Raw genomic sequence first — 26091 nt, 5'->3', positions numbered from 1 at the left:
CGGCCTAAAAGTAGCTATTGAACCTTTGGTTTAGAATTTTCGGGTTAAAAAACGCTTTTTTAGCCCTTAAGCCTAACCAGAACTGAGGGAACGAAAATGGGCACGTGTATGTTTATGTTCATTGGAGGTGGTCGGGTTGAGATACGTTAAGCTCCCGAAGGAGAACACGTACACATTCCTTGAGCGCCTGAAGGATTGGGGCAAGCTCTACGCTCCCGTCAAGATTTCGGAGAAGTTCTACGACTTCAGGGAGATAGATGACGTCAGGAAGGTCGAGTTCCACTACAACAGGACGATAATGCCGCCTAAGAAGTTCTTCTTTCTTCCGAGGGAGAAGCTCTTCGAGTTCGACCTGAGCAAGCCTGAGTACAGTGAGGTCATTGAGGACGTAGAGCCCTTCGTGATCTTCGGCGTCCACGCCTGCGATATCTTCGGCCTCAAAATCCTCGATACAGTCTATCTCGACGAGTTCCCAGACAAGTACTACAAGGCGAGGCGCGAGAAGGGCATAATCATCGGGATAAGCTGTATGCCCGACGAGTACTGCTTCTGCAACCTAAGGGAGACTGACTTTGCAGATGATGGCTTCGACCTCTTCCTCCACGAGCTCCCGGACGGTTGGCTCGTTAGAGTCGGCTCACCAATGGGCCATAGGATAGTTGATAAGAACATCAAGCTCTTTGAGGAGGTAACCACTGAGGACATCTGCAACTTCAGGGAATTCGAGAACAAGCGCGCTCAGGCGTTCAAGTACCACGAGGACTGGAGCAACCTGCGCTACCTCCTTGAGCTTGAGATGGAGCACCCGATGTGGGACGAACAGGCCGACCTCTGCCTCGCCTGCGGAATCTGCAATACAACCTGCCCGACGTGCCGCTGCTACGAGGTGCAGGACATAGTGAACCTCGATGGGAACACCGGCTACCGTGAGAGGCGCTGGGATTCCTGCCAGTTCAGGAGCCACGGACTTGTGGCGGGTGGCCACAACTTCAGGCCGACGAAGAAAGACCGCTTCAGGAACCGCTACCTCTGTAAGAACTCCTACAACGAGAAGCTCGGCCTGAGCTACTGCGTTGGCTGCGGAAGGTGCACCTACTTCTGCCCGGCCGGCATAAGCTTCGTGAGGAACCTGAGGACTATCCTCGGCCTCGAAGAGAAGTCCTGCCCAAGCGAGATAACCGAAGAGATTCCGAAGAGGGGCTTCGCCTACGCATCCCACATAAGGGGGGATGAGCTGTGAGCATGGTTCTTCCAAAGGAGATAATGATGCCGAACGACAACCCCTACGCGCTCCACAGGGCGAAGGTGCTTAAAGTTTACCAGCTCACGGAGAAGGAAAAGCTGTTCCTCTTCAGGTTTGAGGATGCCGAGCTTGCAGAAAAGTGGACGTTTAGGCCGGGACAGTTCGTCCAGCTCACAATCCCAGGAGTCGGTGAGGTTCCGATAAGCATCTGCTCATCACCGATGAGACGCGGCTTCTTCGAGCTGTGCATCAGGAAGGCTGGAAGGGTTACAACCGTAATTCACCGCCTTAAACCCGGCGACACCGTTCTCGTTCGCGGCCCCTACGGAAACGGCTTCCCCGTTGACGAGTGGGAGGGAATGGACCTCCTCCTCATCGCGGCAGGTCTCGGAACTGCACCGCTCAGGAGCGTCTTCCTCTACGCCATGGACAACCGCTGGAAGTACGGGAACATAACCTTCATCAACACGGCGAGGTATGGTAAGGATCTCCTCTTCTACAAGGAGCTTGAGGCCATGAAGGACTTAGCTGAAGCCGAGAACGTCAAGATAATCCAGAGTGTGACGAGAGACCCGGACTGGCCGGGAAGAAAAGGCAGGCCCCAGAACTTCATTCCCGAGGCGAACACGAACCCGAAGAAGACTGCCGTGGCCATCTGCGGCCCACCGAGGATGTACAAGGCCGTCTTCGAGTCCCTCATCAACTACGGTTATCGCCCGGAGAACATCTACGTGACCCTGGAGAGGAAGATGAAGTGCGGGATAGGCAAATGCGGCCACTGCAACGTCGGAACGAGTACGAGCTGGAAGTACATCTGCAAAGACGGACCGGTCTTCGGCTACTTCGACATAATATCAACACCGGGCTTGCTTGACTGAGGTGGTGGCGATGAGTGATAAGAAGATAAGGATTGGGTTTTACGCTTTAACGTCATGTTACGGCTGCCAGCTCCAGTTTGCAATGATGGATGAGATACTCCAGCTCATTCCAAACGTGGAGATAGCCTGCTGGTTCATGCTGGAGAGGGACTCCTACGAGGACGAGCCGGTCGACATAGCGCTCATCGAGGGGAGCGTTTCAACGGAGGAAGAAATAGAGCTCGTCAAGAAGATACGCGAGAACGCCAAGATAGTGGTTGCAGTCGGCTCCTGCGCCGTCCAGGGTGGTGTGCAGAGCTGGGAGAAGGACAAACCGCTGGAGGAGCTGTGGAAGAAGGTCTACGGCGATGCAAAGGTCAAGTTCCAGCCCAAGATGGCCGAACCGGTTTCTAACTACATTAAAGTGGACTACAACATTTACGGCTGTCCGCCGGAGAAGAGGGACTTCCTCTACACGCTCGGAACGCTTCTCATAGGCTCGTGGCCCGAGGACATTGATTATCCAGTCTGCCTCGAGTGCAGGCTCAGGGGGAACACCTGCGTCCTCCTTGAGAAGGGCGAGCCCTGTCTCGGCCCGGTAACGAGGGCGGGCTGCGATGCCAGATGCCCTGCCTTTGGAATAGCGTGCATCGGGTGCAGGGGAGCGATAGGCTACGATGTTGCCTGGTTTGACTCCCTCGCGAGGGTCTTCAGGGAGAAGGGGCTGACCAAGGAGGAGATTCTGGAGAGGATGAGAATGTTCAACGCCCACAACCCGAAGCTAGAGGAGATGGTTAACAAGATATTCGAGGGGGTGAAAGAATGAAGAACGTTTATCTCCCGATCACCGTTGACCACATAGCGAGGGTCGAGGGCAAGGGCGGCGTTGAGATCGTTGTAGGTGACGACGGCGTGAAAGAGGTCAAGCTCAACATCATTGAGGGGCCGCGCTTTTTCGAGGCCATAACTCTCGGCAAGAAGCTCGACGAAGCCCTATCGGTATATCCAAGAATATGCTCCTTCTGTTCCGCCGCCCACAAGCTCACTGCCCTTGAGGCCGCTGAGAAGGCAGTCGGTTTCACCCCGCGCGAGGAAATCCAGGCCCTCAGGGAGGTCCTTTACATCGGCGACATGATAGAGAGCCATGCACTCCACCTCTACCTCCTCGTCCTGCCTGATTACATGGGCTACTCTGGGCCGCTCCACATGGTAGAGGAGTACAAGAGGGAAATAAAGACTGCCCTCGACCTCAAGAACCTCGGGAGCTGGATCATGGACGAACTCGGAAGCAGGGCAATCCACCAGGAGAACGCGGTCTTAGGCGGCTTCGGGAAACTCCCTGACAAGAGCGTGCTTGAGGAGATGAAGAGACGCCTTAAGGAGGCCCTTCCGAAGGCGGAGTACACCTTCGAGCTCTTCACAAAGCTTGAGCAGTACGAGGAAGTCGAGGGGCCGATCACCCACATAGCAGTCAAGCCTAGGAATGGAGTTTATGGAATCTACGGCGACTACCTCAAGGCCTCGGACGGAAATGAATTCCCGAGTGAAGAATACAGGGAGCACATAAAGGAGTTCGTCGTTGAGCACAGCTTCGCCAAGCACAGCCACTACCACGGGAAGCCCTTCATGGTCGGTGCAATATCGCGCCTCGTGAACAACGCAGATACACTCTACGGAAGGGCCAAAGAGCTCTACGAGAGCCATAAAGACCTGCTCCGACCTACAAACCCCTTCGCCAACAACCTCGCGCAGGCGCTTGAGCTCGTCTACTTCACGGAGAGGGCGATAGACCTTATCGATGAGACCCTCTCGAAGTGGCCGATAAGACCGAGGGACGAGGTGGAGATAAGGGACGGTTTCGGCGTCTCAACTACCGAGGCCCCGCGTGGAGTGCTCGTTTACGCGCTCAAGGTCGAGAATGGAAGGGTCAGCTATGCAGACATAATCACGCCCACCGCTTTTAACCTCGCCATGATGGAGGAGCACGTGAGGATGATGGCGGAGAAGCACTACAACGACGATCCAGAGAGACTGAAGTTCTTCGCCGAGATGGTGGTTAGGGCATACGACCCGTGCATCTCCTGTTCCGTGCACGTGGCGAGGCTTTAGCCTCTCAACTTTTTTAAGTTTTCAGACCTATCTTTCAGTGGTGAGGGTATGGAGAAAGTTGTGATTGAAGTTGAGGTTCCAAAGGAATATGCCGAGGAGTTCCGGCGGGAAGTTGAGGAGATGGCGAAGTACCTCAGGAATAGAAAAGCTCTATGGGGAGAGATGAAGAAGCTAAAGGGCATCCTGAAGACCGATAAGTCATGGGAAGAGCTGAAGGAGGAATGCTATGAGGCACACGTTGGTAGACACCTCCGTTCTGGTTGAGTACTTAAAGGGAAACGAGCGCGCCGAGAGGCTTCTTTCAGAACTATTCAGGGAAGAGAACATCCTCTACATAAACTCAGTAGTCTTCAGCGAGGTAGTCTACGTGATGATGGGACACTATTCGGGGAGAGCGCCGAGGAGTCTCAAACGAAAGCCAGACAAGTTGCCGGGGGAACTTAAGCTTGTATTCTCTGCACTTTCGAAGTATGGTTTTGTCGAGACTACAAGGAGGACAACTGAAATCGCCCGCGAGCTGATAGAAAAGTACGCGCTCCTTCCCAACGACGCCATGATTTTGGCCACCTGCATCGAGCACGGCTTTTCCTTGGCCACGATGGATGATGAATTCAAAGGTTCCAGCCGAAAAGGAGAAGGTTGAAATTATAGGTGTCTAACCATGAAAACCCTCATTCTCGCCCTCGGCAACGAGCTGATGAAGGACGATGGAGCCGGGCTAAAAGCGGGCAGAATTCTCGCGGAAAGAGGGTACAACGTGCTTGAAGTTGGGACGGACATCTTCCAGCTTGCCAACCACTACGGCGGCGAGGAGAGGATAGTAATCATCGACGCCATCCTGAGCGATAAGCTGAAGGCCGGTGAAGTTGTCCACTTCAAGGGTGAGGAGATTTTTGAGAAGCTGAATGCCGAAATCAGGAGCGCCCACTTCATTGGTGCCATCGATGGACTAAAGCTCCTCATGGAGCTCGATGAGAGGCTGAAAAAGGCGGAGATCCACTTTATCGGGATTGTCGCCAAGGAGATAGGCCTCGGTATGGAGCTGAGCGATGAGGTAAAAGCTGGGGTCCAAAAAGCGGTTGAACTCGCCGAGAAACTGGCGAAGTGACCCAAAGCTTTATATACTCTTCGGCCAACCCAACAACGGGACTCTTCTGGAGTCTTTCGGAAGGGTCTCAAAGTTGAAAGAGTTGGTGTTAGATATGTATGGAGACAGGTTTGGTGGATATGGACAGGAAGCCCCAGTTAAGGTTGGGGAGAGATACACGGTCAAGATTGAGAGCCTCGGAAAGGGCGGTGACGGCATCGCCAAGATAAAGGGGTTCGTCATATTCGTCCCGAACACCCAGGTCGGCGACGAGGTTGAGATCGTTATCAACTCAGTCAAGAGGAAGTTCGCTTTCGCCTCAGTCATTGAATGATTGAGAGTTCTTTTTCACTCTCGTTTATTCCACACTTTTGAACCGTCTGTTTTTTAAACCTACTGTTAAACCCATCCCGATGGTCAGCGTCTACGTCGAGAGCTACGGCTGCACGAGGAATAAAGCAGACGGGGAGATTATGGAAGCTATTCTGCTTAGGGCTGGCTATGAGTTAGCAGAAAGCCCGGAAAGCGCCGACTACATCGTCGTGAACACCTGCGCCGTCAAAGACCCAACGGAGCATAAGATGGCGAGGAGAATACGCGAACTTCTCGATTCTGGAAAGAAGGTTATCGCAACCGGCTGTCTCGTCCACGTTAACCCTGAGGTTATTGACCCCCGCGTCTCCGGGATGCTCGGCGTCAAGAGCATAGACAGAATCGCCGAGGCAATAGACGTGGCTGAACGCGGAGGGAAGCTGGTCTCAGTTGAGGGCTGGAAGGAAAGGAAGGTAGACAAGCTCGAACTGCCTCGCCTCTGGAAGTCCGGCGTCGTCTTCGTCGTCCCGATAAGTGAGGGTTGCCTCAACGCCTGCACCTATTGTGCAACACGCTTCGCCCGCGGTGTGCTCAAGAGCTACAAGCCCGAACTCATAGTTAAGTGGGTAAAAGAGGCCCTTGCGAGGGGCTACAAGGAAATCCAGCTCTCAAGCGAGGATACCGGGTGCTACGGTTTTGACATCGGAGCGAACCTGGCAGAGCTCCTCGACGAAATAACAGCCATCGAAGGAGACTTTCGCGTCAGGGTCGGCATGATGAACCCGAACCACGTCTTAAAGTTCCTCGACGAGCTGATAGAGGCCTACCAAAACCCCAAGGTCTACAAGTTCCTTCACCTGCCCGTTCAGAGCGGCGACAACGAAATTCTGAGAAGGATGGGGCGGAACTACACCGTTGAGGAGTTCGAGGAGATCGTGAGGGAATTCCGGAAGAAAATCCCCGGTCTGAACCTCAACACCGATATAATAGTCGGTTTTCCGGGGGAGAGCGACGAGGCCTTTCAGAACACAGTTGAGCTTGTAAAGAGGGTCAGGCCGGACAAGATAAACGTTTCCCGTTATTCCCCAAGACCGGGAACGATAGCGGCCAAGTGGAAGCAACTGCCCGGCTGGAAGGTGAAGGAGCGCTCCCGCCTGTTGCACAGGCTCCGCCTCCAGATAGCCTACGAGATAAACCGGACCTATCTTGGAAAGGCAGTCGAAGTTCTTGTTCACGGTCCCGGTGAAAAGGGCGGAATCGAGGGTAGAACGTTCAACTACAAGGACATAATTCTCGACGCAGGTGACAGGGGAGAAATAACCCGGGCCAAGATCACGTGGGCCGGTTCAACGTATCTGAGGGGAGAACTGGAAAAAAGTGTTTGAGTAGAACTCAGGCCCATTCGTCCTCTGGGATAGCTTCTTTCTTGGCAGGGATTATGCAGAGGAACTCCAGCGTCTCTCCCGTTGCCTTGTAGCCGTGCGGCTCGTTGGGCGGAACGTAGAGGAAGTTGCCCTCCTTAACGTGGAACTCCTCCTTCCCGTTGGTTATTACCCCCTCCCCCCTGACGATGAATATCTCATGCTCCCAGTCGTGCTGGTGTATCGGTATCTCGGAGCCCTTCTTCATGACGAAGTAGCGCATCGCAAAGTTTTTCGCGCCGAGCTTTGGAGAAACGAGCCAGCGGATCGTCACTCCCTCAAAACCGGTGTCCTTCTCAGGGACGTCCTTATAGTGCCCGACGAACATGGTACCACCGTTTGAAACTTGAATCGAATCATATTTAAACGTTCCCCGCCGATTTAAAGGGGGACTCAAAAAGGTGATGAATATGAAAAAAGCCGTTGCCCTTTTAATACTGGCGGTTGTATTCACCGCCGGTTGTATAGGAAGTACTACTAACACAAACACGGAAACAGCTTCAACGAGCGCTCAGAGTTCGGGCATAAACTTCAAGAGCTACGCCCCCGGCAAGGTCATCGCCAGCTGGTACGAGCTTTTCAACGGGACATTCTACGTAAGCAATGGCTATGAGAACCTCGTGAAGCACTACTTCCCGAATGCCAACGTTAAACCTTCCTCCGAATACTCCGGTAGCGGCATCCTGGTTTTATCGCCGCAGGACGTTTATTCAAAGAAGACCCTCTTCGGAAAGCCGGTTCAGGTGCAGAAGCTTGATTTCTTCGGATACATAGCCTACAGGAACGGCATGCACTACATCGCCCCCTGGCACGGCATTGTTGCAATATTCAACTCCAAAGAAGGGAATGCAGTAATGGTGGTCTCCGGCACAAGCAGGGCTGGAGTCGGTGCGGCACTCAACTTCCTCGCGGGCATAAAATCCGGGAAAGTCCAGCTCGACAGGACGGCGGTTGTTCGTTCAAGGGACTTCGAGGGGATACTGGTGAAGGAGATAGGCGACACGAACCTCGATGGAATAGCTGAGGACGATGAGTTCGTTACTCTCCATCAGATAATCTTTGACGAACCATTCCAGTACTACTGGCGCGTCGTCAAAGGGGAGAACGTAACCGTCAGCGGCGGCTTTATTAAGCTGGTGAACGACACCAAGGTCTACATCCATGCCCTCGGCTTCAACGTGAGCGTTAGGGTGAAGAACAACAAAGGGATAACCCTCACCTACGTGATAGACAACATCAACCCCAACTACGTTATCGCTAGAAGTGACCAGAAGGGGGCTGTGAAGGCGGCGGATTTTGGCGGAACGAGGGTGGTCGTGATCTCCTCCGGGGACTTCTCAATAGTGCCCGCAAACGTTAGCAACTATACAGTCTTGGCGTTCGGCGATCACAGGCCAGGAAGCGGCGAGAAACAGCCAGAGGTCTTCTTCAAGATCAGGGATGCGATCAACGGGGAAGACGGCGCCTTTGTTATTGACAGCGGCGACCTTGTGTACTCTGGCACTATTTACCAGTGGGAGGAGCTTATGAGGGCCTGGAAGTGGAACAAGCCGGTATTTGTGGCAGTTGGAAACCATGAGTACAATGGAGAGGGCGTCAACATCTACCATTACTACTTCGGCCCGACTGACTACGCCTTCAGCCTCGGAGGCTACCGCTACATCTTCGCAAACGACGTTATGAACGGTTACAGACTCACCGATGAACAGTGGGAGTGGCTGAAAAAAGAACTGGAGACCGCAAAGAAACGTGGAGAGAGACCTGTTGTAGTTATGCACGCGCCGCCCTACGACCCGAGGCCGAGCGATGAGCATGCCCTCGATCCCTCTGATGCCAAGAAGCTCCTCAAACTTATGAGAGAATACAACGCCTTTGGAATCTTCGGCCACATCCACATCTACTGGTACGGAACTTATGAGGGAGTTCCGTTTGTCATAACGGGAGGAGCAGGAGCACCGCTATACGCCAAGCCAGAGGAAGGCGGATTCTACCACTACGTCCGCCTGTTTATGAAGGAGGACGGATCGATTGAAGTTGAGCCTGTCAAGGTCTCTCCTTGACCATTCTATTTATTATATCCACCCTATATAGAGACCCTTGCGGGAATATATTCTACTGCGGCAAGATATTTATATTGCTCAATTCTGCTACCTCTGGTGGCGGTCATGGACCCCTGGTTGCTGATAACTATAATTGTCGGTTTTGGGATGGCGTGGGCCATAGGGGCGAACGACGCGGCCAACTCGATGAGCACAGCCGTTGGTGCAAAGGCGATAACCCCAAAGCAGGCGGTTCTGATAGCCGGCGTTCTGGAGTTCACCGGGGCTTACTTCTTTGGAAAGAGCGTCACGGAGACGATAAGGAAGGGAATTCTCTACCCGGACAAGATAACCGACCCAAACATTCTTGTATACGGTTCGGTTGCGGCCCTGCTTGCCGCTACGATCTGGCTGGTGATAGCCACTAAGTTCGGCCTGCCCGTTTCAACTACCCATTCGATCATAGGCGGAATAGTGGGCTACGGCATAGTCTACGCAGGGTTCTCAGTAGTCAACTGGGGCAAGATGACTCAGGTCGTCCTCAGCTGGATACTCTCACCGATAATTGGTGCGATAATGGCTTTCTTCGTCTTCAAGGCCCTGACCAAGAGCATCTTCGAAAGAAACGATCCGGTGAAAAGCTCCAAAATCTGGTCGCCCTTCTGGGTTGGGCTTGCCTTCGTCGTGATTGGCACAATGTTCTACATCAAGGTTCTCCACGGGAAAGACCTGGGAAGGGGAGTGATCTTCTACGGCATTCCAGCAGGCCTCGTTGTGTTCCTGATCCTCTTCTTCGCCCTCAGGGCGAAGTTTCCGTCCTCTGACCCGTTTATCGGAGTAGAGTCGATTTTCAGGCGTGTTCAGGTCATTACCTCGGGCTACGTGGCCCTTGCCCATGGTGCAAACGACGTGGCCAACGCGATAGGGCCTGTGGCGGCAGTTTACGCCGTGGCCACCATGGGCATGGCCGGTATGAAAGTTCCAGTGCCGAGGTGGATACTGGCCATGGGCGGCCTTGGAATCGCGCTTGGAGTGGCTACCTACGGCTACCGCGTTATGGAGACCGTCGGAAGGAGGATAACCGAGCTTACCAACACACGCGGCTTTACCATAGACTTCTCGGCCGCTACAGTCGTTCTCGTGGCGAGCTGGCTCGGACTCCCGATCTCAACGACCCACGTAGTTGTTGGCGCAGTCATCGGCGTTGGTCTTGCCAGAGGAGTAAAGGCAATAAACAAGGACATCGTTAGGGATATAATCATCTCGTGGTTCGTTACGGTTCCCGTGGCGGCCCTGATAAGTGCCTCCCTGTTCAAGGTCTTGATGATTGTGGGGTGATACCATGCAGGTCTGGACCAAGCTCTTTGCGAAAAGTCCCTTCAAACCTCTGATAAAGCACGCTGAAGTAGCTCTCCAGACGGTCGAAACACTGGAAAAGGCACTCCAGGCGTGGCGTGAGGGCAACTACGAGGAGATGAAAAAGCTCGCCCTCGAAGTGGACAGGCTTGAGGACGTCGCGGACAGGATAAAAGCGGAGATAAGGGACTCGCTCAGCTCGAAGCTCATGATGGCGGTAGCGAGGGAGGACGTGCTCATATACCTCCACATGCAGGACAAGGTGGCCGATGCAGCTGAAGACACCGCCAAGTGGCTCCTCGTTAAAGAGCCGGGAGACATTCCTGAGGAGATAAAGGAAGTCATTCTTCAGATGGGCACGGAGAGCATCAAAGCGGCTAAGCTTGTCTATGGGGCGATAGTCCAGATGGACAGGGTCATTGAGAGCGGCTTTGCGGAGAAGGAGATCGAGAGGGAGTACGAGATCATACATGAGATCGAGGGGGTCGAGAGCAAGATCGACGGTCTCGATACAGAACTCATGAGGCTGGTCTTCCAGAACGCTGATAAGATGGACTGGAGTGAGGGCTTCTACCTCCTCAACATAGCCAGAACCCTCAGCAACATCTCTGACAAGGCAAAGGACGCAGCCGAGAGGATAAGACTGATGATGAACAAGTGAGCATTAAACTTTTAAGGTCTTTTCTCTAACTTTTCCTGATTGGAATGAAGAACATCTTTAAAGTAGTCTTGAAGTTTTCAGGGATATGAAAAGTATCTCATCAGCCTCAAGCCTCTTGCCAAAGCTGGATTAAATTTCACGGTGGTAGAATGCTGTCCATACTCAAAATAGCAGGAAGTGTAGCCATCATTATGACCTAGCTTTAGGGGTGTGGCTAAATGAAAGAAGCCAAACTGATTGAACGAGTCGGGACGAACCATCCAGTTATCGTCTTTCTCCTCTCCCTGTTCCCGGCCATTGGAGTAGGGCTGGAGCTATACCATTTCAGCGTCCACAACATAACACTCCCCCCAGAAAAGCTTGGCTACATAGTGACGCTCGAACTGCTGACCAAGTGGCTTCCCGTCTTTCTCAAGTACCTCATCTTCCCAGTTATCCTGATAATCCTCCTCTCTAACTTCGGCTTGGACTTCGAGCGCGGCAACTTGATCCTGATGCTCTCAAAGCCACTAACGAGAAGGCGCTACTTCCTAAGCTGGGTCATTGAGGGGTCAAAGCTTGCCTTAGCTTCCACTATTGGGATAGTGCTCTCTGGAGCGCTCGCAATGTCCCTTCACGGCTTCGAGGTCAGGGACTACGTCATCGGCTCGCTCGCACTCTCGCTCTCGCTGGTCGGTGTAATCGGAATCGCCCTCCTCCTGCTCCCGCTCGCGACCTCCCGAGACTTCGGAGTCGTTCTTGGCCTCGGGGCCTTCATCATCCTTGCCCTCGCGGGAGAGCTAGACTATCCGTTTATCCCAACGGTCTATCTCGGAAAGGTTCTTTCTATTGAAAGTGAAATCTCGATATCTTACAGGCCCATTGGAGAGCTTTTAGCCCTCTCACTCGCCCTTTCAATCGCTGGAATGGAGCTCTTCAGACTGACGGAGCTCAAAGGATCCAGATCCCTACCCGCGGAAGTGTCCATGGATGTCTCCTCCCCACTGCGCGGGCTTTACGGAGTTTTCCTTGGTCTGAGCCTGCAGGGCAAGCGCTTCATTGCCTTTGCAGTTTTCTCAGGCTTGATGGCACTGATGAAGGTAGGATCTCTCAGCAAAGGCTACACCCACTACGACCTCGCGGGTCTTTTGAACTCGCTCATTTTCAACCTAAGCGGGTTTCCCTGCCCCTGGTGGTTCTCCCGCTCGGGGCGCTTTCAATAAGCTCGACCGTGGAGAACGGAACTGCCAGAGTCCTGCTCAGCAAGCCTCTGAGGAGAAAGCACTTCTTCCTGGGAACGCTCCTGAGCGACGTGGTGGCGGTCTTCCTCGGCACGGCCCTTTACACTGGGGTTCTCATCGCCTACGCCGTCCACCTCGGGGGTGGAAGGAGGGCCGTTGAAATTGGGCTCGTCTTCGGAGTTCTCCTATTCCTCTCGCTCCTCTACTACCTTGCCCTCGGCTACCTGCTCTCAACCCTCACAGGGGGCAGGAAAGCACTCCTAACCTCAATCTTGCTGGCCTTCCTGCTGGACTTCGCAGTACCGATAGCATTTATGGCAGTGTTTGGACGCTCTGAAGAGTTCGCGAGAAAGGCCCTCTACTTCCCGGTTCCAGAGGTTCAGTACCTTGCCTTAGCATCGGCGGTGTCTCCGAAGAAAGCACTGCCGCCAGGGCCGTTAGTTAATCTTTTAAATCACAAGAGTAATCTATTACTGATTGTGATTCCAACACTGCTTTACCTTGCGGCCTCGTGGCTGAAGTTCAAAAAGGCAGACCTGAGGTGATACAAGTGTGGAGTTTAAAACTGGAAGCCGGGAACAGCATACGGCAGAAGAAGTTCTGGCTGATAACGGCCCTGATGGTGCTGATCTACATCATGGCTTTTTATGAAATCCGAGACAACCTTGAAGGAGCCTCGAATCCCCAGGGACTCCTGGCTACTAGTCTCGTGGGCTATATAATGGTCAGCGCGTTCCTTTTCATAGGTCTCTACGCGCTCATCGCAGGGGCAACCTCGCTGAACTCCGACCTTGAGAACGGGACGATAAGGGTAGCACTCAGCAAGCCCATAAGAAGAGCCCCCTATCTCTTGGGCAAGTTCCTGGGCCAGTCGGTCAGCATAATCGTGGCCATGCTCATCGCAACCCTGCTCTCCTTCGTTATAACAAAGTACTACGGAGTCTCGCTCACGGGGAAGCTGATCTCCGACCTCGTGCTGGCCAACGGTCTCATCCTCCTGGCGATGCTCCAGCTCCTTGCCCTGGGAATTCTTATATCGAGCGTGATACGCTCCCAGAACACGGCCCTTGGAGTTGCCCTTGTCCTATTCCTTGTGACTTCCCTGGTGATGCCCCAGGTTGTTGATGGGTGGGCAGAGAAGAAAGCGGATAAGGAATTCGGAATCCAGAAGAGGGGAGATTTTCTCAAATTAGCCCCTGAAGAAAAGTCCAAATATCAGCAGAGGCGTGAAGAACTCCAGAGGGAGTATCACCTGAAGTACCTGTTCTACGCACCGCAAGTGATGATGATGGATGCGTTAAAGGATATGGAGGAGACCTCGTTCAATGACGACGGAACATACACGATTGAATACCTTGGAGTCGGCCACTCCATAGCCAAAAATCCGACCCAGGTTCTCATAATCCTGGGCCTCACCCCCGTGTACCTCGCGCTTGGATTAGTCAGGTTCCTTAGGATGGATTTGAGGTGATGGTTTGTGATGAGGGTTGAGGATCTCGTCAAATTCTACAAGGACGTTAAGGCCCTCAACGGCCTTAACCTCGAGGTTAAACCCGGCCAAATCTACGGCTTTCTCGGGCCGAACGGAGCAGGAAAAAGCACAACCATCCTCAGCACCCTCGGCCTAATCTTCCCCCAACAAGGCCGCATACAACTCCTCGACCTAGAAATCTTCAGAGATGGAAAATTCGACGAGGACAAACTCGTCCAAGCAAAGAAGAGAATCGGCTACATGCCCGAACACGCAACCCTCTGGGACTTTCTAACGCCAGTCCAAACCCTCGACATAATCGCAGATGCATTCAAAATCCCAAAAAACGAAAAAGAGAAGAGAATCAAAGAACTCCTCGACCTCGTCGGCCTAAGCGAGGCTAAGAACAGGAAAGTGGGCAAATTCTCGAAGGGAATGCGGCAGAGGCTCCTACTAGCCCAAGCACTCATCAACGACCCGGACCTCTTAATCCTCGACGAGCCGATGAGCGGTCTGGATCCGAAGGGCATCGCAGAATTCAAGGACATTATCAGGGAGCAGAGAAAAGCCGGAAAAACAGTCTTCTTCTCAAGCCACATCCTGGCTCACGTTGAGGAAATCTGCGATACCGTTGGAGTCATCGTGAGGGGAAGGCTTATCAGAGAGGGAAGCCTGGAGGAGATCAAGCGCGAGTTCCTAGAGAAGGCCGGTTACACGATAATTCTGGAGACGAGCAAGCCCGTCGACTGGAGCACTGTCCCATGGCGCGCTTCACCCCTCGGCGAGAACAAGTACAGGATTGTGGCCAAAAAAGACATCAGAGAAGAACTCCACGACTACGTGGCAAAACAAGGAGCAAAAATACTCACCCTCCAAATCAAAGAACCCACCCTCGAAGAGATATTCCTAAAAATAGTGGAATGAACACTTTCCTTTCCTTTTTGATAACGATAAGAACGAGTTGTCCTTTGTATCTGGAAAACTAGCTAAGTCGGGGATTAAGGAGAACAAAAAGAGCCGGAAGCTCAGATGGCTATCATCGTCGAGGTCATCTGGATCTCGGGCATGCGCCTTATCTTCTCGGTTATGAACTGGTCAAGGTCCTTGAGCGTCTCGGTCTCGACCTTAACAACGAGGTCGTACTCACCGTAAACGACGTAGGCCTCTTTAACTTCGGGCATGGCAAGAAGCTTCTCCATAACTTCCCTTTCCTTTCCAGCGGCCGTAACCATCAGAATAAAAGCCGTCACCATGGCTATCACCAAAAATATTTTATCGCCGGACTATTTAAGCTTATCGCGTATGACGTTTGAGCACATCATAAGTAGTAAAAGGCTGGAGGAGTTTCTAAGGCACCTGGCCGAGGAGGGCGTTGGAGGCGTTGAGCCACTCGCCAAGGGGACGACGAGCCTAGTCTTCACTGGAGTTTTAGGCGGGAGGAAAGTCGTGATAAAGCTTCAAAGACCAGACTCAACGAGGAGCAACTTCGAAAAAGAGGCAGAACTTACCAAAATTGCCTCCACCTTTGGGATAACCCCTCCAATCATGGAGCTGGGCGAATTTGAAGGTCTCACCTACCTCATCAGGGAGTTCGCCGATGGTGAGCCTATTCTGTTCGCGGAGGTGGAAAAGAGGCATCTCTTCAGGATAGTGGAGAAAACAGCCCTCCTAGATCGGCTGGGCATAGACCACGGACAGATACAGGGCGGGAAGCACATCATAATCGGCGAGGACGTTTACATGATAGACTTCGAAAAGGCAGGGTTTAGGAAGCCAAACAACCTGACCTCGGCGATGGCGATGATATTCATAGGCGAGAACGCGATATCAAAGAGGGTGCGGGAGAAATTTGGCCTCGACGAGAAGTTTAGGGAAGAAATGAAAGATACCCTGAGGCACTACAAGAGAACCGGAAGCCTTTTACGCCTCCTGAGCCTTCTTTCTAGCCTTTAGCCTGTCCGCGTAGAGAGCTATCACTGGAACCGCCAGCGCCAGTATTATCAGGCCCGCCCTTGGGTCGAAGAAGTAGTTGAAGGCCAGTATGACGGCCGCTGAGATAATTATCATCAGGAAGAGGTCCCTATCGTAGAGCCTGGACTTCGCCAGAATGTTCTGCTCCCTCGCTGTGTAGGCCAGATACGCTGGAATTCCAAGCGCGGCGAACGCTATGCCGAGGTAGTTTCTGACTATGAGTGAGATTCCAACGCCTAACGCCAGTATGATTCCAACCGCAGTTGTTTCCTTCATGGAGGAAAACTACAGTTTTGGAGTTTAAAACCTTCCGCAAACGATATAAGCCATGATTCAAACATAATCCGGTGATACCGTTATGAGCAGTATCGAATGGAACGAGAAGACCTTTTCTAAGTTCGCCTACCTCGGAGATCCGAGAATAAGGGGGAGCAAGGTGGCCTACGTCCTTACGAAGGTCAACATGAAGGACAATAAGTACGAGAGCACCGTTGTTGTTGAGGACCTTGAGACCGGCGGTAGGAGGTTCGTCGAGAACGCCTCGATGCCGAGGATTTCTCCCGACGGGAAGAAGCTCGCCTTCATGCGCTCCAACGAGGAGAAGAAGGAGACCGAGATATGGGTCGCGGACATGGAGACCCTCAGTGCAAAGAAAGTACTCTCGGCCAAAAACATTCGCTCAGTCCAGTGGAACGATGACTCGAGGAGACTCCTCGTTGTGGGCTTCAAGAGGAGGGACGACGAGGACTTTGTATTTGATGACGACGTTCCGGTATGGTTCGACAACATGGGCTTCCTCGACGGCGAGAAGACGACCTTCTGGATACTCGACACGGAGAGCGAGGAAATCCTTGAGAAGTTCGAGAAGCCGCGCTTTTCCAGCGGGGTATGGCACGGCGATGGAATAGTTATCAACGTCCCGCACAGGGAGGGGAGTAAACCGGCCCTTTTCAAGTTCTACGATATCTATCTCTGGAAGGACGGCGAGGAGGAAAAGCTCTTCGAGAAGGTCTCATTCGAGGCCGTTGATTCCGACGGAAAGGCCATCCTCCTCCACGGAAAGAGGGAGAAGAAGTTCATGAGCGAGCACGACTGGCTCTATCTCTGGGACGGCGAGCTTAAGCCCGTCTACGAAGGCCCGCTCAACACCGGAAGCGCGAAGCTCGAGGATGGTAAGGTATACTTCACGGTTCCCGACGCCGGCAGGGTGAACCTCTACCTCTGGGACGGGGAGGTTAAGCCGCTCATCGTCGGCGACCACTGGATAATGGGCTTTGACGTGCACGACGGAAGGGTAGCGTTACTCATCGAGACGGCCACGCGTTTAAGGGAGCTCTACCTTTACGACGGTGAGCTGAGACAGCTGACAGACTACAACGGGCCGATATTCGCAAAGCTGAAGACCTTCGAGCCGAGGCACTTCCGCTTCAAGAGCAAAGACCTCGAGATAGACGGCTGGTACATCAGGCCCGAGCTCAAGGAGGACGAGAAAGCTCCCGTTATAGTCTTCGTCCACGGCGGGCCGAAGGGTATGTACGGCCACTACTTCAAGTACGAGATGCAGCTAATGGCGAGCAAAGGATACTACATCGTCTTCGTGAACCCGCGCGGTAGCAATGGCTACGACGAGGACTTTGCCTTGAGGGTTCTCGAAAGAACGGGCTTAGAAGACTTCGAGGATATAATGAACGGCATAGAAGAGTTCCTCAAGCTCGAGCCTCAAGCTGACCGCGAGAGGGTCGGAATAACGGGCATAAGCTACGGTGGCTACATGACGAACTGGGCGGTAACACAGTCAGACCTCTTCAAGGCAGGCATAAGCGAGAACGGTATAAGCTACTGGCTCACGAGCTACGCTTTCTCGGATATAGGCCTCTGGTACGACGTCGAGGTTATTGGAGCAAACCCGCTCGAAAACGAGAATTATAGGAAGCTAAGCCCTCTGTTTTACGCCGAGAGAGTGAAGGCGCCGCTCCTGCTGATCCACAGCCTTGAGGACTACCGCTGCCCGCTTGACCAGAGTCTGATGTTCTACAACGTCCTGAAAGACCTCGGCAAAGAAGCTTACATAGCCATATTCAGAAGGGGAGCACACGGCCACAGTATCCGCGGGAGCCCTAAGCACAGGGCAAAGCGCTATAAGCTCTTCATCGAGTTCTTTGAGAGGAAGCTGAAGAAGTACGAGGAAGGTTTTGACGTTGAGAAAATCCTGAAGGAGAACTCCTAAGGAGAACTCCTGACGTTTTTCTTCTTCCTTTCTTATTTTCAAACCCGTAAAAGTGAAAGATCCTGAGGAGTTACAATATCAAAAAGTTATGTTGAATCCTACCCAGTTCTGCCCACCCCTGAATTGATTTGACACGAAAGTGTTAAAAAGCCCACCAATCAACTCCCCTGCTACGTTAAATAACTGGAGGTTAAAGCTTATGGCCGGCGAGAAGGAAGAGAAAAAGCTGTATTATCACGGCCTGAAGGAGCAGAAAAAGATCGACGTGTCGAAGCTGAAATATCTCTCGCTTTTGCTGTCAGTAATTGGAGTTGCGGTTCTCCTTGTTGTCGCCCAGGGTGCCCAAGCACCGCTGATGAAGGTGAGCGACGTCACTGGCAGCTACATGATGAACTACGCCGTCGTTAGGCTGAGCGGAACTGTCGCGAGCGTTCCCTACGTATCGGAATCCGGCGGTAAGCTCTCGCTGACGTTTACGATAGATGACGGGACTGGTCAGATGGACGTCAGGGTATACTCGCCGCTCGCGGACGAGATGATAGAAAAGGGCGTGATTCCTTTTCCCGGCGACAACGTCACTGCCGAGGTGCAGCTCCGCGTTAGGGAGACCTACACCTACGCCATGCTCCAGTACCTCGAAGGGCTGAAGTTCAACGGGAAGCTCTACTCCGAGAACCCGCCAACTGTTAAGGAGCTCACCGAGAACATGAGCAACACCTACGTCGCCGTTCATGGAATCGTTACTGAGTTCTCCAACGTCAGCTCCGGCTACCTCTTGACCGTTGATACGGGAGTTGCGCCCGTGACAGTCCTCATACCGAGGGTTCTCCTCATCAAAAACAACGTCTCAGTAAAAGTTGGGGATACCGTTTACGCGCCGGGCGTTGTCTACCTCTACAAGGGAACTTCACCTGAAATCGTTGTGCGGTCACTTGGGCAGTTCAACGTGACTCCAATAGAGAGCTCTCCGCTCGTTTCTCTGGCCGAGGCTTCAGGTTACGTCGGAATGGTTATGTCCGTCCAGGGTAACCTCATGGGAATATCCTACGAGAGCGGGCGCTACGTCCTCACGCTCACCGACGGAACTAACTACCTCGACGTCCTCGTCCCGAGGGAAGTCCTCGCTGATCTCAACCCGTTCGAAGTCGGCAGTGGAAGCATTATCAAGGCGGTCGGAAAGATGGGCGACGACGGCAGGCTTGTTGGCGCATACCTCAAAGCTCTCAAGCCCGTTAAGACAGAGTTCCTGCCGGTGGGGGTTCTGACGCCAGATATGAAGGGTACAGTAGTTGCAGTCAAGGCCAACGTTGAAGAAGTTCAAAAGGTCGGTTCAAACCTCAAACTGGTCGTTAGTGACGGAACTGGAAAGGTAGACGTCTTCATACCGTCTGCGACCCTCAGGGAGCTATCCAACGAGACGCTGACTGGGCTCAAAGAGGGACTCGGTGTTGAGGTCGCCGGCTACCTCGACGAGTACCGCGGCAGTCCTGAGATCGTCGTCTACACAGGAGCGGGGGTGAAGGCCCTCGGAAGGCCGGTCAGCCCCTCCGAAGTACAGCTTCCACAGGTTAGGGTCTCGGAGCTCGGAAAATACAGAGGGGGGCTAGTTGACTTTGTCGGCTCCCTCCAGGGCATAACCTACGCCAACGGAACCTACTACATGAGCGTTGACGGCGTCACCGTCTCCATTTCAAGGGACGCTCTGATAGCTCTCAACCCGCTGGAGTCAGGCGAGGGAAGCGTTCTGGTTATCAGGGCACTCGTTAAAGATTCGAACGACCTCAAAGGAGAGTCCCTGATCGTACAGGCTGCGGTTCCGCCAGTTCAGATACGCCCGGATAGCGTTACGGCAGATATGGTCGGAAAGATTGTGGCTGTCGCAGGCAGGGTCACAGACGTTGCTAACCTCAGCGGCAACCTCAAGATAACCCTTGGAAGCCTCTCGGTGTTCGTGCCAAGGACTACAGCCAACGAGTTGGCCTACGTCCCGCAGGAGGGCGACCTAGTTGAGATTGGAGGCTACGTTGAGCTCTACCGCGACGAGCCTGAAGTTGTCGTCTTCCACCCAGAGGCGATCAAGAAGATAGAGCAGACCGGGCCCGTTGAGGGAACAGTCGCTGACCTCAAGAGCGCCGTTGAGCCGCTCCTTCTGGCGGTTACCTGGGATTCTATCGCCTACGAGAGTGGAGAGTACTACCTGGGAGTTCACGACGGCACGGGAAGCACAACCGTGACAGCAACCAAGGATCTCCTCCCCAACCCGCTCGAAGCAGCCACTGGAAGCACCCTCAAGATCGTTGTTGATCCCCTCTCCGGCAGTGCAACTTCCCTGGAGATCGCAGAAGCACTTCCACCGAGGACATACAGAACTGGAGAGGTTACGCTCGACATGAAGGGTAAGGTCATAGCCCTCAACGCGACCGCCGTCAAGGTAGTAGCAGTTGGAGACAACCTCAAGCTCACCCTCGACGACGGAAGCGGTGGGATAGCGGTATTCATACCGAACGGAGCAGGCCTGAACATCACCGAAGGCTCAGTTGTTTATACAGCCGGCTACGTGGAAGAATACAACGGAGCGCCGGAGCTGGTTGTGTACACGCCCGAGGCTGTAAAGGTTGAAGGTGTGCCGTCACAGGGAGAAACAACCAGGGAAGTCACCGTTTCCGCGCTTTCATCTGCCACTGGTCAAGTGAACCTTACCGTGGTCTGGGATAGCTTGGACTACGACAACGGCTACTACATCACCGTCAGCGACGATACCGGAAGTGCCACGCTCTCAATCAGCCGCGAGCTCCTCCCGAACCCGTTCGAGGCTGGAACGGGAAGCAGGATAGAAATAACCTACGACGCTGACGCAAAGAAAGTAGTCTCACTCACCGTCACCGAAGCCGTACCTTCCGAGGCTTACAAGACTGGAGACGTCACCCTCGACATGAAGGGCAAAACAGTAATCGTCGAGGGCACGATCAAGGACGTTTACGAAGGAAAGACCTTCATCAAGCTCACGATAGACGACGGAAGCGGGGAGCTGGTGATCTTCATTCCGAAGAGCGTCGCAGGGAACATGACATTCAGCAAAGGGCAGACGGTGAGGGTCGGAGGCTACGTTTCGGAGTACAAGGGAACTGTTGAGATCATTCCGTACACCGCCGATGCCATCGAGGTGAGGTGATGGCCGTGCTCCCCATCTCCGATCTTTTAATCTGGTCTTTCGCCGGAGTGCTCTTCGGCTCGCTGATATCTTGGATTCCGGGGTTCCATATCTACAACATCATCGCCTTACTGGTGGCAGTCTTCGGCGTGGGCGAGCTTATGCCAGTACAGGCGTTCCCGTTCTTCGCAGTTGGGGCCATAGTAGCCTACGCCTACGTAAGTGCAATATCAAGCGTGTACTTTAGCGTCGCTGACGAGAGTGCGGTGTTCCTCCTCTTCCCGACCCAGCGCTACCTCCTCCTCGGCAGGGGACACGAGGCAGTACTGCTCTACCTCATTGGGGCAGTTGCGGGCACTCTGATCCTCGTCTTCAGCATGCTCTTCATCTTCCCCAAGGTACTGCCCCCGATCTATCAGGCCACAAGCCCCTACATCACGTACTTCCTGACGGCAATAGTCCTCTTCATGTTCATGAGCGAGTGGCCTAAAGAGGGCGACAGGGGAAAGACCGTGAGGGAGAGGCTCTGGCTGGCGTGGAGGCAGATACTCGGCGGAATCTTTGTGTTCTTCCTTTCTGGAATCCTCGGCTTCATAGTCATGAACACCAACATACTCCCCACAACGAGCGCCTACACAAGGTTAACGCCGATGTTCATAGGCTTCTTTGGAATGTCGTGGGTGATACTCAACATACTCTCCAACCCGCCGATGCTACCGCAGAAGCCGGAGGACAAAGTTGAGAGCAGCATCTACAATACCCTAAAGGCCAGCTTTGGGGGTGCCCTCGGAGGGACGATAGCGGCGGTCTATCCGATAATCACTGGAGGTATGGGGGCGCTCGTTGCAGGCCATATGACGAGCCAGCGCGGTGATGATGCCTTCATCATCAGCCAGGGTGTGAACAGAGTCCTCTACTATGTCGGAGCATTCTCCCTACTCTTCCTGCCGAACCTGAGGCTCACAAGGGGAGCCGGAGCGTGGCTCGTCAGCTCTCTCTACACCCCAAAGAGCTATTCGGAGTACATAGCAGCCGTCGGCGTCATCCTGCTTGCCTCTGGAATAAGCTTCCTCTTTACGTATGGGCTTTCAAAGATTATAGCGAGGAGCTTCAACGTCATGCACACCAAGAAGGTATCCTACTTCGTGGCTGCGGTGCTGGTAGCAATATCTTACCTCCTCACCGGCTGGATGGGAGTTGTGGTGCTCTTCGTCTCGACGGCAATAGGTCTAATGGCGGCTGCCTTCAACACTAGGAGGAGCTACTGCCTCGGCGGCCTAATACTGCCGGTGCTCATCAGCATGACGGGGCATACCGGGGCTTTCATGCACCTGCTTGGACTGGGGTGATGGAAGATGAGAGGGTTTACCCACTACATATCCGGCCTCGCGGCGGTAACGTTCTTCCCCTCCCTCGTTGCCGACCTGAGGATGGGAATCTTAGTTCCTGTCATAGCGGCGGCGGCCGCCTACTTTCCGGACTTCGTTGACTTCAAGTTTGGAAAGTTCTTCGCGAGGAGGGACTACGAGATAGACCCTGCCCCCTGGGACGAGAAGAAGCACTACGCGCCGAAGCTCGTCAAAATAAAGGATCTAAGCGAGAAGAACCGCTACCAGTTCTTCGCCATCGAGGGGGTTGTTGAGGAGATACTCACAAAAGGCTCTGGAACGATGTCCTACGAGGTCTTTGACGAGAAGGGCAACGTTGAGACCGTAATGGAAGAGTACAACACCATAGTTTTCACTCTCAGCGATGGAACAGGGAAGATAACAGTGGAGGCCTTTGGGGACGATTACGAAATCTTTGAAGAGGAGTTCGGTCAGATTGAGGAAGGTAAGAAGATGCTCGTGTTTGGATACGTGGACATTGACCCAGATGGTTCGCTGAGATTCATCGTCAGCGACGCTCCACACCCGCAGGGAATTGCAGATACAATAGCTGATGCCATAGAAAAGGCATACGAAGAGGGAGAGAAGATAGTCAAGATACACAACATCCGCCTTCCAGGGGACGTTTACAGACGTTTCTGGGTACACCTTGACCCCCCGAGGAGGGAGGTAAGGGTCGAGATGGGGCCGATAGTTACCCCTGGTGGAGTCGCCATTGGGGGTGAGCCGCCGGAGTACAGGAAGTTCGGAATAGCGAGGGTGAACGTGCCATTCATCAAGACCTATCCCAAGCCAACGAGGATAGACTCCTTCTCAGGCCCGGAGATAGCCTTCAGGAGAACGAAACACCAGGGTAAAACAGTCGTTAAGGACAGGTTCCTTCCCTGGCACCACGGCTTTAGTCACTCGATGACGATGGGAGTGATAATTGGAATCTTCGTTTTCCTCTTCGCCAAGCTCTTCGGCTACAGCCACGCGACGGATCTTGCCCTCGCCTCGATGATAGGGCAGTGGCTCCACGTCTTCGAGGATCAGCTCGGCTTCATGGGCAGCAACCTATTCCCGCCGATAACCAAGGACGTTATTCCTGGATTCAAGCTCGGAGAGAGCGGCAGTGGGCTTACAAACTTCTCAACGGCCTGGCTCATGATAGCGCTGATGATATGGAATTTCAACCGCTTCACTGACCCGAGGCCGATACCGATAGGCGACGCGAAGCTGCTCCTCTACCTCATCTGGCCGTCAATGATAGGCTTTGGAATAGCAATAGCAAAGAGTTTCAAGCTGAGAAAGGAGATAGCCAAGCTCATGGACTACTACACCAACCTGGAAGCCTTTGAGGAGCTGGAAGAGGTCGGCGGGATTTAATCCCACTGGCCCGCTTTTATTCCTTTTTCTGGTTTTTTCGCCACAACCCCAAGCGCTTCCTCGACCCTTCTAACGCCGACAAAACCAGCCCTCCTCAGCCTTTCCATGACTCCCCTCTGGAGGTCTTTTTTCCTGTACTTCTTCCCCGGGTTGCCGACGTAGTGGAATAGTCTCCCTCCAGGCTTAAGAATCCTGAAAAGCTCCCTGTGGAACTCCTCTGAATAGAGATGGCCTGCCAATGAGAAGCGCGGGGGGTCGTGGATAACCACGTCAAAACTGGCTTGCTTGAACTTTTTAACAACTTCAAAGGCATCTCCCTGAATAACCTGAATCTTTCCACCCGTAAAGAGCTCCCGGCTCCATGGATTTATCCTCGCTAGCTCTATGACGTTTGGGTCTTTTTCAATGGTTATAACGTAAGCCCCCCTCTTTGATGCCTCTATGGCAGTATATCCAAGTCCCATGCATGTGTCGAGGACTGTCTCACCCTCCTTGGGGTTCACGGTGTTCACTTTGTTCCTCGTGTCCTGGAGTGGGTTCACTCTCTTCGTTCTGTGCATCCTTATGCCGTTTATCTCTATCGTTGGTGGAATCGTGGGGACGAGCTTGTAAAAGCCTGATTCGCTCGCTATTGCCGCTTTATACACCCCACCATTAGAAACGAAGTAGACTGTCCCGTCGTCTCTGGCTATCTTCTCAAGGAGGTTCCTTTCAACGAGAGTACCGTCCGGAAAAAGGGCACCACCATCGTCTTTTATCTCGACTTCCAGGACCCTGTTTGTCTTCCTGAGGTCAGGGTTGAGCTTAACTTTTCCCCTTGAGGCGAGAAGCATTCTGGCCTCTCTGAACGTGATGTAATAAATCTCTTCCATGTTCCGAAATTTGAAAGAATGTTAAAAATGCTTCGCCCTCAAAGCTGGAGGGTTGTCCCTTCCTCGTCAAGGTTTAGTGACTTCAGTATCCTAACTGAGCTGTCCTCTATCCTCAGGACGCGCGTGAAGGCCTCTTCGAGAAGTGCAAGGTAGCCCTTATGCGCAAGTTCGTAATTCACAAAGTAGAAAGTCTTTCTGTACGGATTGCCAAGGAACCCAGCGGCCGCGTTTGCAAGGTAGAGAACGAACGAAGGCCTGTTGTCCTGAAGGGGAATAATCCTCTCGGGATTCATTATAACCGTCGTCACGTTTTTGTTTGTGCGATAATAACTGAGGAGGTTCGAAAGGAACTTGCTCATGAAGATACCGGGATCCTTATGCGGATCCACGTCAATTAAAATCCTTCCCCAGGTGGAAGTGCCGCCAGCTTTTATCCGGGCTATACTATTCTCAGGCACTTCCAATCCAGTAAACTTGAGCCATCTCAAAACGGGGAGCGCAGAGTCGATTATGTCAATTACCAGGATGTTGTCCCACCCGCTATTTTTCCCTATCTCATAGAAGAGCACTGGGTAGGGCGAAAGGGATGCGTGTTCGATGAGAACACTTTCTCCTGGCCTTAAGGTTTTGAGGTACTCACTGAACTTCAAAGTTTTCACCCCCAGGTGTTTTTACGAGGCTGAGAGCGATCCCCGTCAGTCGGAGAACGTAGTCATAGTCCTGTTCGAGACTCTTCGTGAGGTATTCGCTCGCAACTGAAGTGTTCAGGAAAACAAAGTCTCTTACATCTGTGTATTTCAGGTATCTCCTGTTTATTTTCTCAAAGTATCTCTCAAGCTTTGGGGGGTTGTCTGTGAAGGTAAAAGAGAACTTCTCCATTCCGAGAACTATTGTGTGATTCCTGCTCTCTTCAGGCACTTTTTTGACTATTTGAGCGTATTTTGCCATATGGTACTCAAAGTCCTCTGTCTCGTGAACCTCTCCTATGATGTTACCCACCCTCACGTTTCCCATTTCTTTAATAACAGGAAGATTATCAACTTCGATGTTTACTCCCATCATCTGCAACTTGGTCGTGAAAATATGCAGCGTGTCGCCGATGTCCACAATCAGAGGCTTTATACCTTTCTCTCTCCAGCTGGTGATGATTTCAGCGAACACCAGCTCTGGGTGATCGAGGGAAGAGTACTCAACTAAAACAAATCCCCCACCGCGCGCTTCGATGGTTTCAAGGATTTTCTCAAGCATTGGTGTTCCCCCAATTATTCTCTTTGATTTTTCACTTTATAACGCTTTCAGTCCCTCAAAAAGTTGAATATTCTACTATGCCCCATCACA

At 52.9% G+C, this 26091-nt stretch carries 27 protein-coding genes; 21 read left to right on the top strand and 6 right to left on the bottom strand.

Features of this window, described 5'->3' with window-relative positions:
• The first annotated feature begins 136 nt into the window (after window positions 1-136).
• The 9 genes from hydB (at window position 137) to A0127_RS05250 (ending at window position 6993) form a co-directional block, all read left to right on the top strand.
• Window positions 137-1240 (top strand): NADPH-dependent hydrogenase/sulfhydrogenase 1 subunit beta, encoded by a 1104-nt coding sequence (hydB, locus tag A0127_RS05290; RefSeq protein ID WP_062388876.1) that lies wholly within the window; start codon window positions 137-139, stop codon window positions 1238-1240.
• Window positions 1241-1242: 2 nt separating this feature from the next.
• On the top strand, window positions 1243-2121 hold the full coding sequence (gene hydG, locus A0127_RS05285) for an NADPH-dependent hydrogenase/sulfhydrogenase 1 subunit gamma (protein WP_062390853.1): 879 nt from the start codon (window positions 1243-1245) through the stop codon (window positions 2119-2121).
• Between the two features lie 10 nt (window positions 2122-2131).
• Complete coding sequence (gene hydD, locus A0127_RS05280) at window positions 2132-2926, top strand: NADPH-dependent hydrogenase/sulfhydrogenase 1 subunit delta (protein WP_062388872.1); 795 nt, start codon at window positions 2132-2134, stop codon at window positions 2924-2926.
• On the top strand, window positions 2923-4209 hold the full coding sequence (gene hydA / locus A0127_RS05275) for an NADPH-dependent hydrogenase/sulfhydrogenase 1 subunit alpha (protein WP_062388868.1): 1287 nt from the start codon (window positions 2923-2925) through the stop codon (window positions 4207-4209). The genes hydD and hydA overlap by 4 nt, the downstream gene beginning before the upstream one ends.
• A gap of 48 nt (window positions 4210-4257) precedes the next feature.
• A complete protein-coding gene (locus tag A0127_RS05270) occupies window positions 4258-4473 on the top strand; it encodes a hypothetical protein (protein ID WP_054840788.1) in 216 nt (71 codons plus the stop codon).
• Window positions 4436-4852: a type II toxin-antitoxin system VapC family toxin gene (locus A0127_RS05265; protein ID WP_156471155.1), complete on the top strand. Its 417-nt coding sequence runs from the start codon at window positions 4436-4438 to the stop codon at window positions 4850-4852. The genes A0127_RS05270 and A0127_RS05265 overlap by 38 nt, the downstream gene beginning before the upstream one ends.
• Window positions 4853-4870: 18 nt before the next feature.
• Window positions 4871-5317 carry a hydrogenase maturation protease gene (locus tag A0127_RS05260; protein WP_062388866.1) on the top strand — a complete coding sequence of 149 codons (447 nt, stop codon included), beginning with the start codon at window positions 4871-4873 and terminating at the stop codon, window positions 5315-5317.
• 94 nt (window positions 5318-5411) lie between these two features.
• Complete coding sequence (locus A0127_RS05255; RefSeq protein ID WP_011251015.1) at window positions 5412-5630, top strand: TRAM domain-containing protein; 219 nt, start codon at window positions 5412-5414, stop codon at window positions 5628-5630.
• 79 nt (window positions 5631-5709) lie between these two features.
• On the top strand, window positions 5710-6993 hold the full coding sequence (locus A0127_RS05250) for a tRNA (N(6)-L-threonylcarbamoyladenosine(37)-C(2))-methylthiotransferase (RefSeq protein WP_062388863.1): 1284 nt from the start codon (window positions 5710-5712) through the stop codon (window positions 6991-6993).
• Between the two features lie 7 nt (window positions 6994-7000).
• Here the strand turns inward: A0127_RS05250 and A0127_RS05245 are convergent, their stop codons facing one another.
• A complete protein-coding gene (locus A0127_RS05245) occupies window positions 7001-7357 on the bottom strand; it encodes a cupin domain-containing protein (protein ID WP_062388860.1) in 357 nt (118 codons plus the stop codon).
• 76 nt (window positions 7358-7433) lie between these two features.
• On the opposite strand from A0127_RS05245, the gene A0127_RS05240 reads away from it, so the two are divergent.
• From A0127_RS05240 to A0127_RS05210, 7 genes are all read left to right on the top strand, one after another.
• A complete protein-coding gene (locus tag A0127_RS05240; protein WP_331710439.1) occupies window positions 7434-9089 on the top strand; it encodes a metallophosphoesterase family protein in 1656 nt (551 codons plus the stop codon).
• A 105-nt stretch (window positions 9090-9194) separates the two neighbouring features.
• Window positions 9195-10406: an inorganic phosphate transporter gene (locus A0127_RS05235; protein ID WP_062388855.1), complete on the top strand. Its 1212-nt coding sequence runs from the start codon at window positions 9195-9197 to the stop codon at window positions 10404-10406.
• Window positions 10407-10410: 4 nt separating this feature from the next.
• The gene (locus A0127_RS05230; protein ID WP_062388852.1) at window positions 10411-11085 is read left to right on the top strand and encodes a TIGR00153 family protein; all 675 of its coding nucleotides are present in this window, start codon (window positions 10411-10413) and stop codon (window positions 11083-11085) included.
• A gap of 218 nt (window positions 11086-11303) precedes the next feature.
• Window positions 11304-12287, top strand: coding sequence for a hypothetical protein (locus tag A0127_RS10725; RefSeq protein ID WP_062388849.1), 984 nt, complete (start codon window positions 11304-11306; stop codon window positions 12285-12287).
• The gene (locus A0127_RS10720; RefSeq protein WP_231855731.1) at window positions 12257-12850 is read left to right on the top strand and encodes an ABC transporter permease subunit; all 594 of its coding nucleotides are present in this window, start codon (window positions 12257-12259) and stop codon (window positions 12848-12850) included. The genes A0127_RS10725 and A0127_RS10720 overlap by 31 nt, the downstream gene beginning before the upstream one ends.
• A 5-nt stretch (window positions 12851-12855) precedes the next feature.
• On the top strand, window positions 12856-13776 hold the full coding sequence (locus A0127_RS05215; protein ID WP_062388843.1) for an ABC transporter permease: 921 nt from the start codon (window positions 12856-12858) through the stop codon (window positions 13774-13776).
• A 6-nt stretch (window positions 13777-13782) separates the two neighbouring features.
• Complete coding sequence (locus tag A0127_RS05210; protein ID WP_062388840.1) at window positions 13783-14700, top strand: ABC transporter ATP-binding protein; 918 nt, start codon at window positions 13783-13785, stop codon at window positions 14698-14700.
• Window positions 14701-14801: 101 nt separating this feature from the next.
• Here A0127_RS05210 and A0127_RS05205 read toward each other — a convergent pair whose 3' ends face one another.
• Window positions 14802-15029, bottom strand: coding sequence for an Lrp/AsnC family transcriptional regulator (locus A0127_RS05205; protein WP_011251002.1), 228 nt, complete (start codon window positions 15027-15029; stop codon window positions 14802-14804).
• A gap of 49 nt (window positions 15030-15078) precedes the next feature.
• On the opposite strand from A0127_RS05205, the gene A0127_RS05200 reads away from it, so the two are divergent.
• Window positions 15079-15729: a hypothetical protein gene (locus A0127_RS05200; RefSeq protein WP_062388837.1), complete on the top strand. Its 651-nt coding sequence runs from the start codon at window positions 15079-15081 to the stop codon at window positions 15727-15729.
• Here the strand turns inward: A0127_RS05200 and A0127_RS05195 are convergent.
• Complete coding sequence (locus tag A0127_RS05195) at window positions 15697-16023, bottom strand: hypothetical protein (RefSeq protein ID WP_054840795.1); 327 nt, start codon at window positions 16021-16023, stop codon at window positions 15697-15699. The genes A0127_RS05200 and A0127_RS05195 overlap by 33 nt on opposite strands.
• Before the next feature lie 82 nt (window positions 16024-16105).
• On the opposite strand from A0127_RS05195, the gene A0127_RS05190 reads away from it, so the two are divergent.
• From A0127_RS05190 to A0127_RS05175, 4 genes are all read left to right on the top strand, one after another.
• Window positions 16106-17974 carry an alpha/beta hydrolase family protein gene (locus A0127_RS05190; RefSeq protein WP_062388834.1) on the top strand — a complete coding sequence of 623 codons (1869 nt, stop codon included), beginning with the start codon at window positions 16106-16108 and terminating at the stop codon, window positions 17972-17974.
• A 199-nt stretch (window positions 17975-18173) separates the two neighbouring features.
• The gene (locus A0127_RS05185; protein ID WP_062388831.1) at window positions 18174-21146 is read left to right on the top strand and encodes a hypothetical protein; all 2973 of its coding nucleotides are present in this window, start codon (window positions 18174-18176) and stop codon (window positions 21144-21146) included.
• A complete protein-coding gene (locus A0127_RS05180) occupies window positions 21146-22474 on the top strand; it encodes a tripartite tricarboxylate transporter permease (RefSeq protein WP_231855730.1) in 1329 nt (442 codons plus the stop codon). The genes A0127_RS05185 and A0127_RS05180 overlap by 1 nt, the downstream gene beginning before the upstream one ends.
• Before the next feature lie 6 nt (window positions 22475-22480).
• Window positions 22481-23881, top strand: coding sequence for a metal-dependent hydrolase (locus A0127_RS05175; RefSeq protein WP_062388828.1), 1401 nt, complete (start codon window positions 22481-22483; stop codon window positions 23879-23881).
• Here the strand turns inward: A0127_RS05175 and A0127_RS05170 are convergent.
• Genes A0127_RS05170 through A0127_RS05160 form a run of 3 tightly spaced genes read right to left on the bottom strand, consistent with a single transcriptional unit; the run spans window position 23878 to window position 26001 of the window.
• Complete coding sequence (locus A0127_RS05170) at window positions 23878-24753, bottom strand: class I SAM-dependent methyltransferase (RefSeq protein ID WP_062388821.1); 876 nt, start codon at window positions 24751-24753, stop codon at window positions 23878-23880. The two genes, A0127_RS05175 and A0127_RS05170, sit on opposite strands and share 4 nt — an antisense overlap.
• A gap of 38 nt (window positions 24754-24791) precedes the next feature.
• A complete protein-coding gene (locus tag A0127_RS05165) occupies window positions 24792-25403 on the bottom strand; it encodes a DUF257 family protein (protein WP_062388817.1) in 612 nt (203 codons plus the stop codon).
• Window positions 25390-26001: a DUF257 family protein gene (locus A0127_RS05160; protein ID WP_062388812.1), complete on the bottom strand. Its 612-nt coding sequence runs from the start codon at window positions 25999-26001 to the stop codon at window positions 25390-25392. The genes A0127_RS05165 and A0127_RS05160 overlap by 14 nt, the downstream gene beginning before the upstream one ends.
• Between the last annotated feature and the right edge of the window lie 90 nt (window positions 26002-26091).

Origin of the sequence: Thermococcus peptonophilus (genome assembly GCF_001592435.1) — an archaeon.
In the GTDB taxonomy this organism is placed as follows: Archaea; Methanobacteriota_B; Thermococci; order Thermococcales; family Thermococcaceae; genus Thermococcus; species Thermococcus peptonophilus.
The sequence above is the reverse complement of the archived record's forward strand: the minus strand, read 5'-3'. Positions and strand labels throughout refer to the sequence as shown.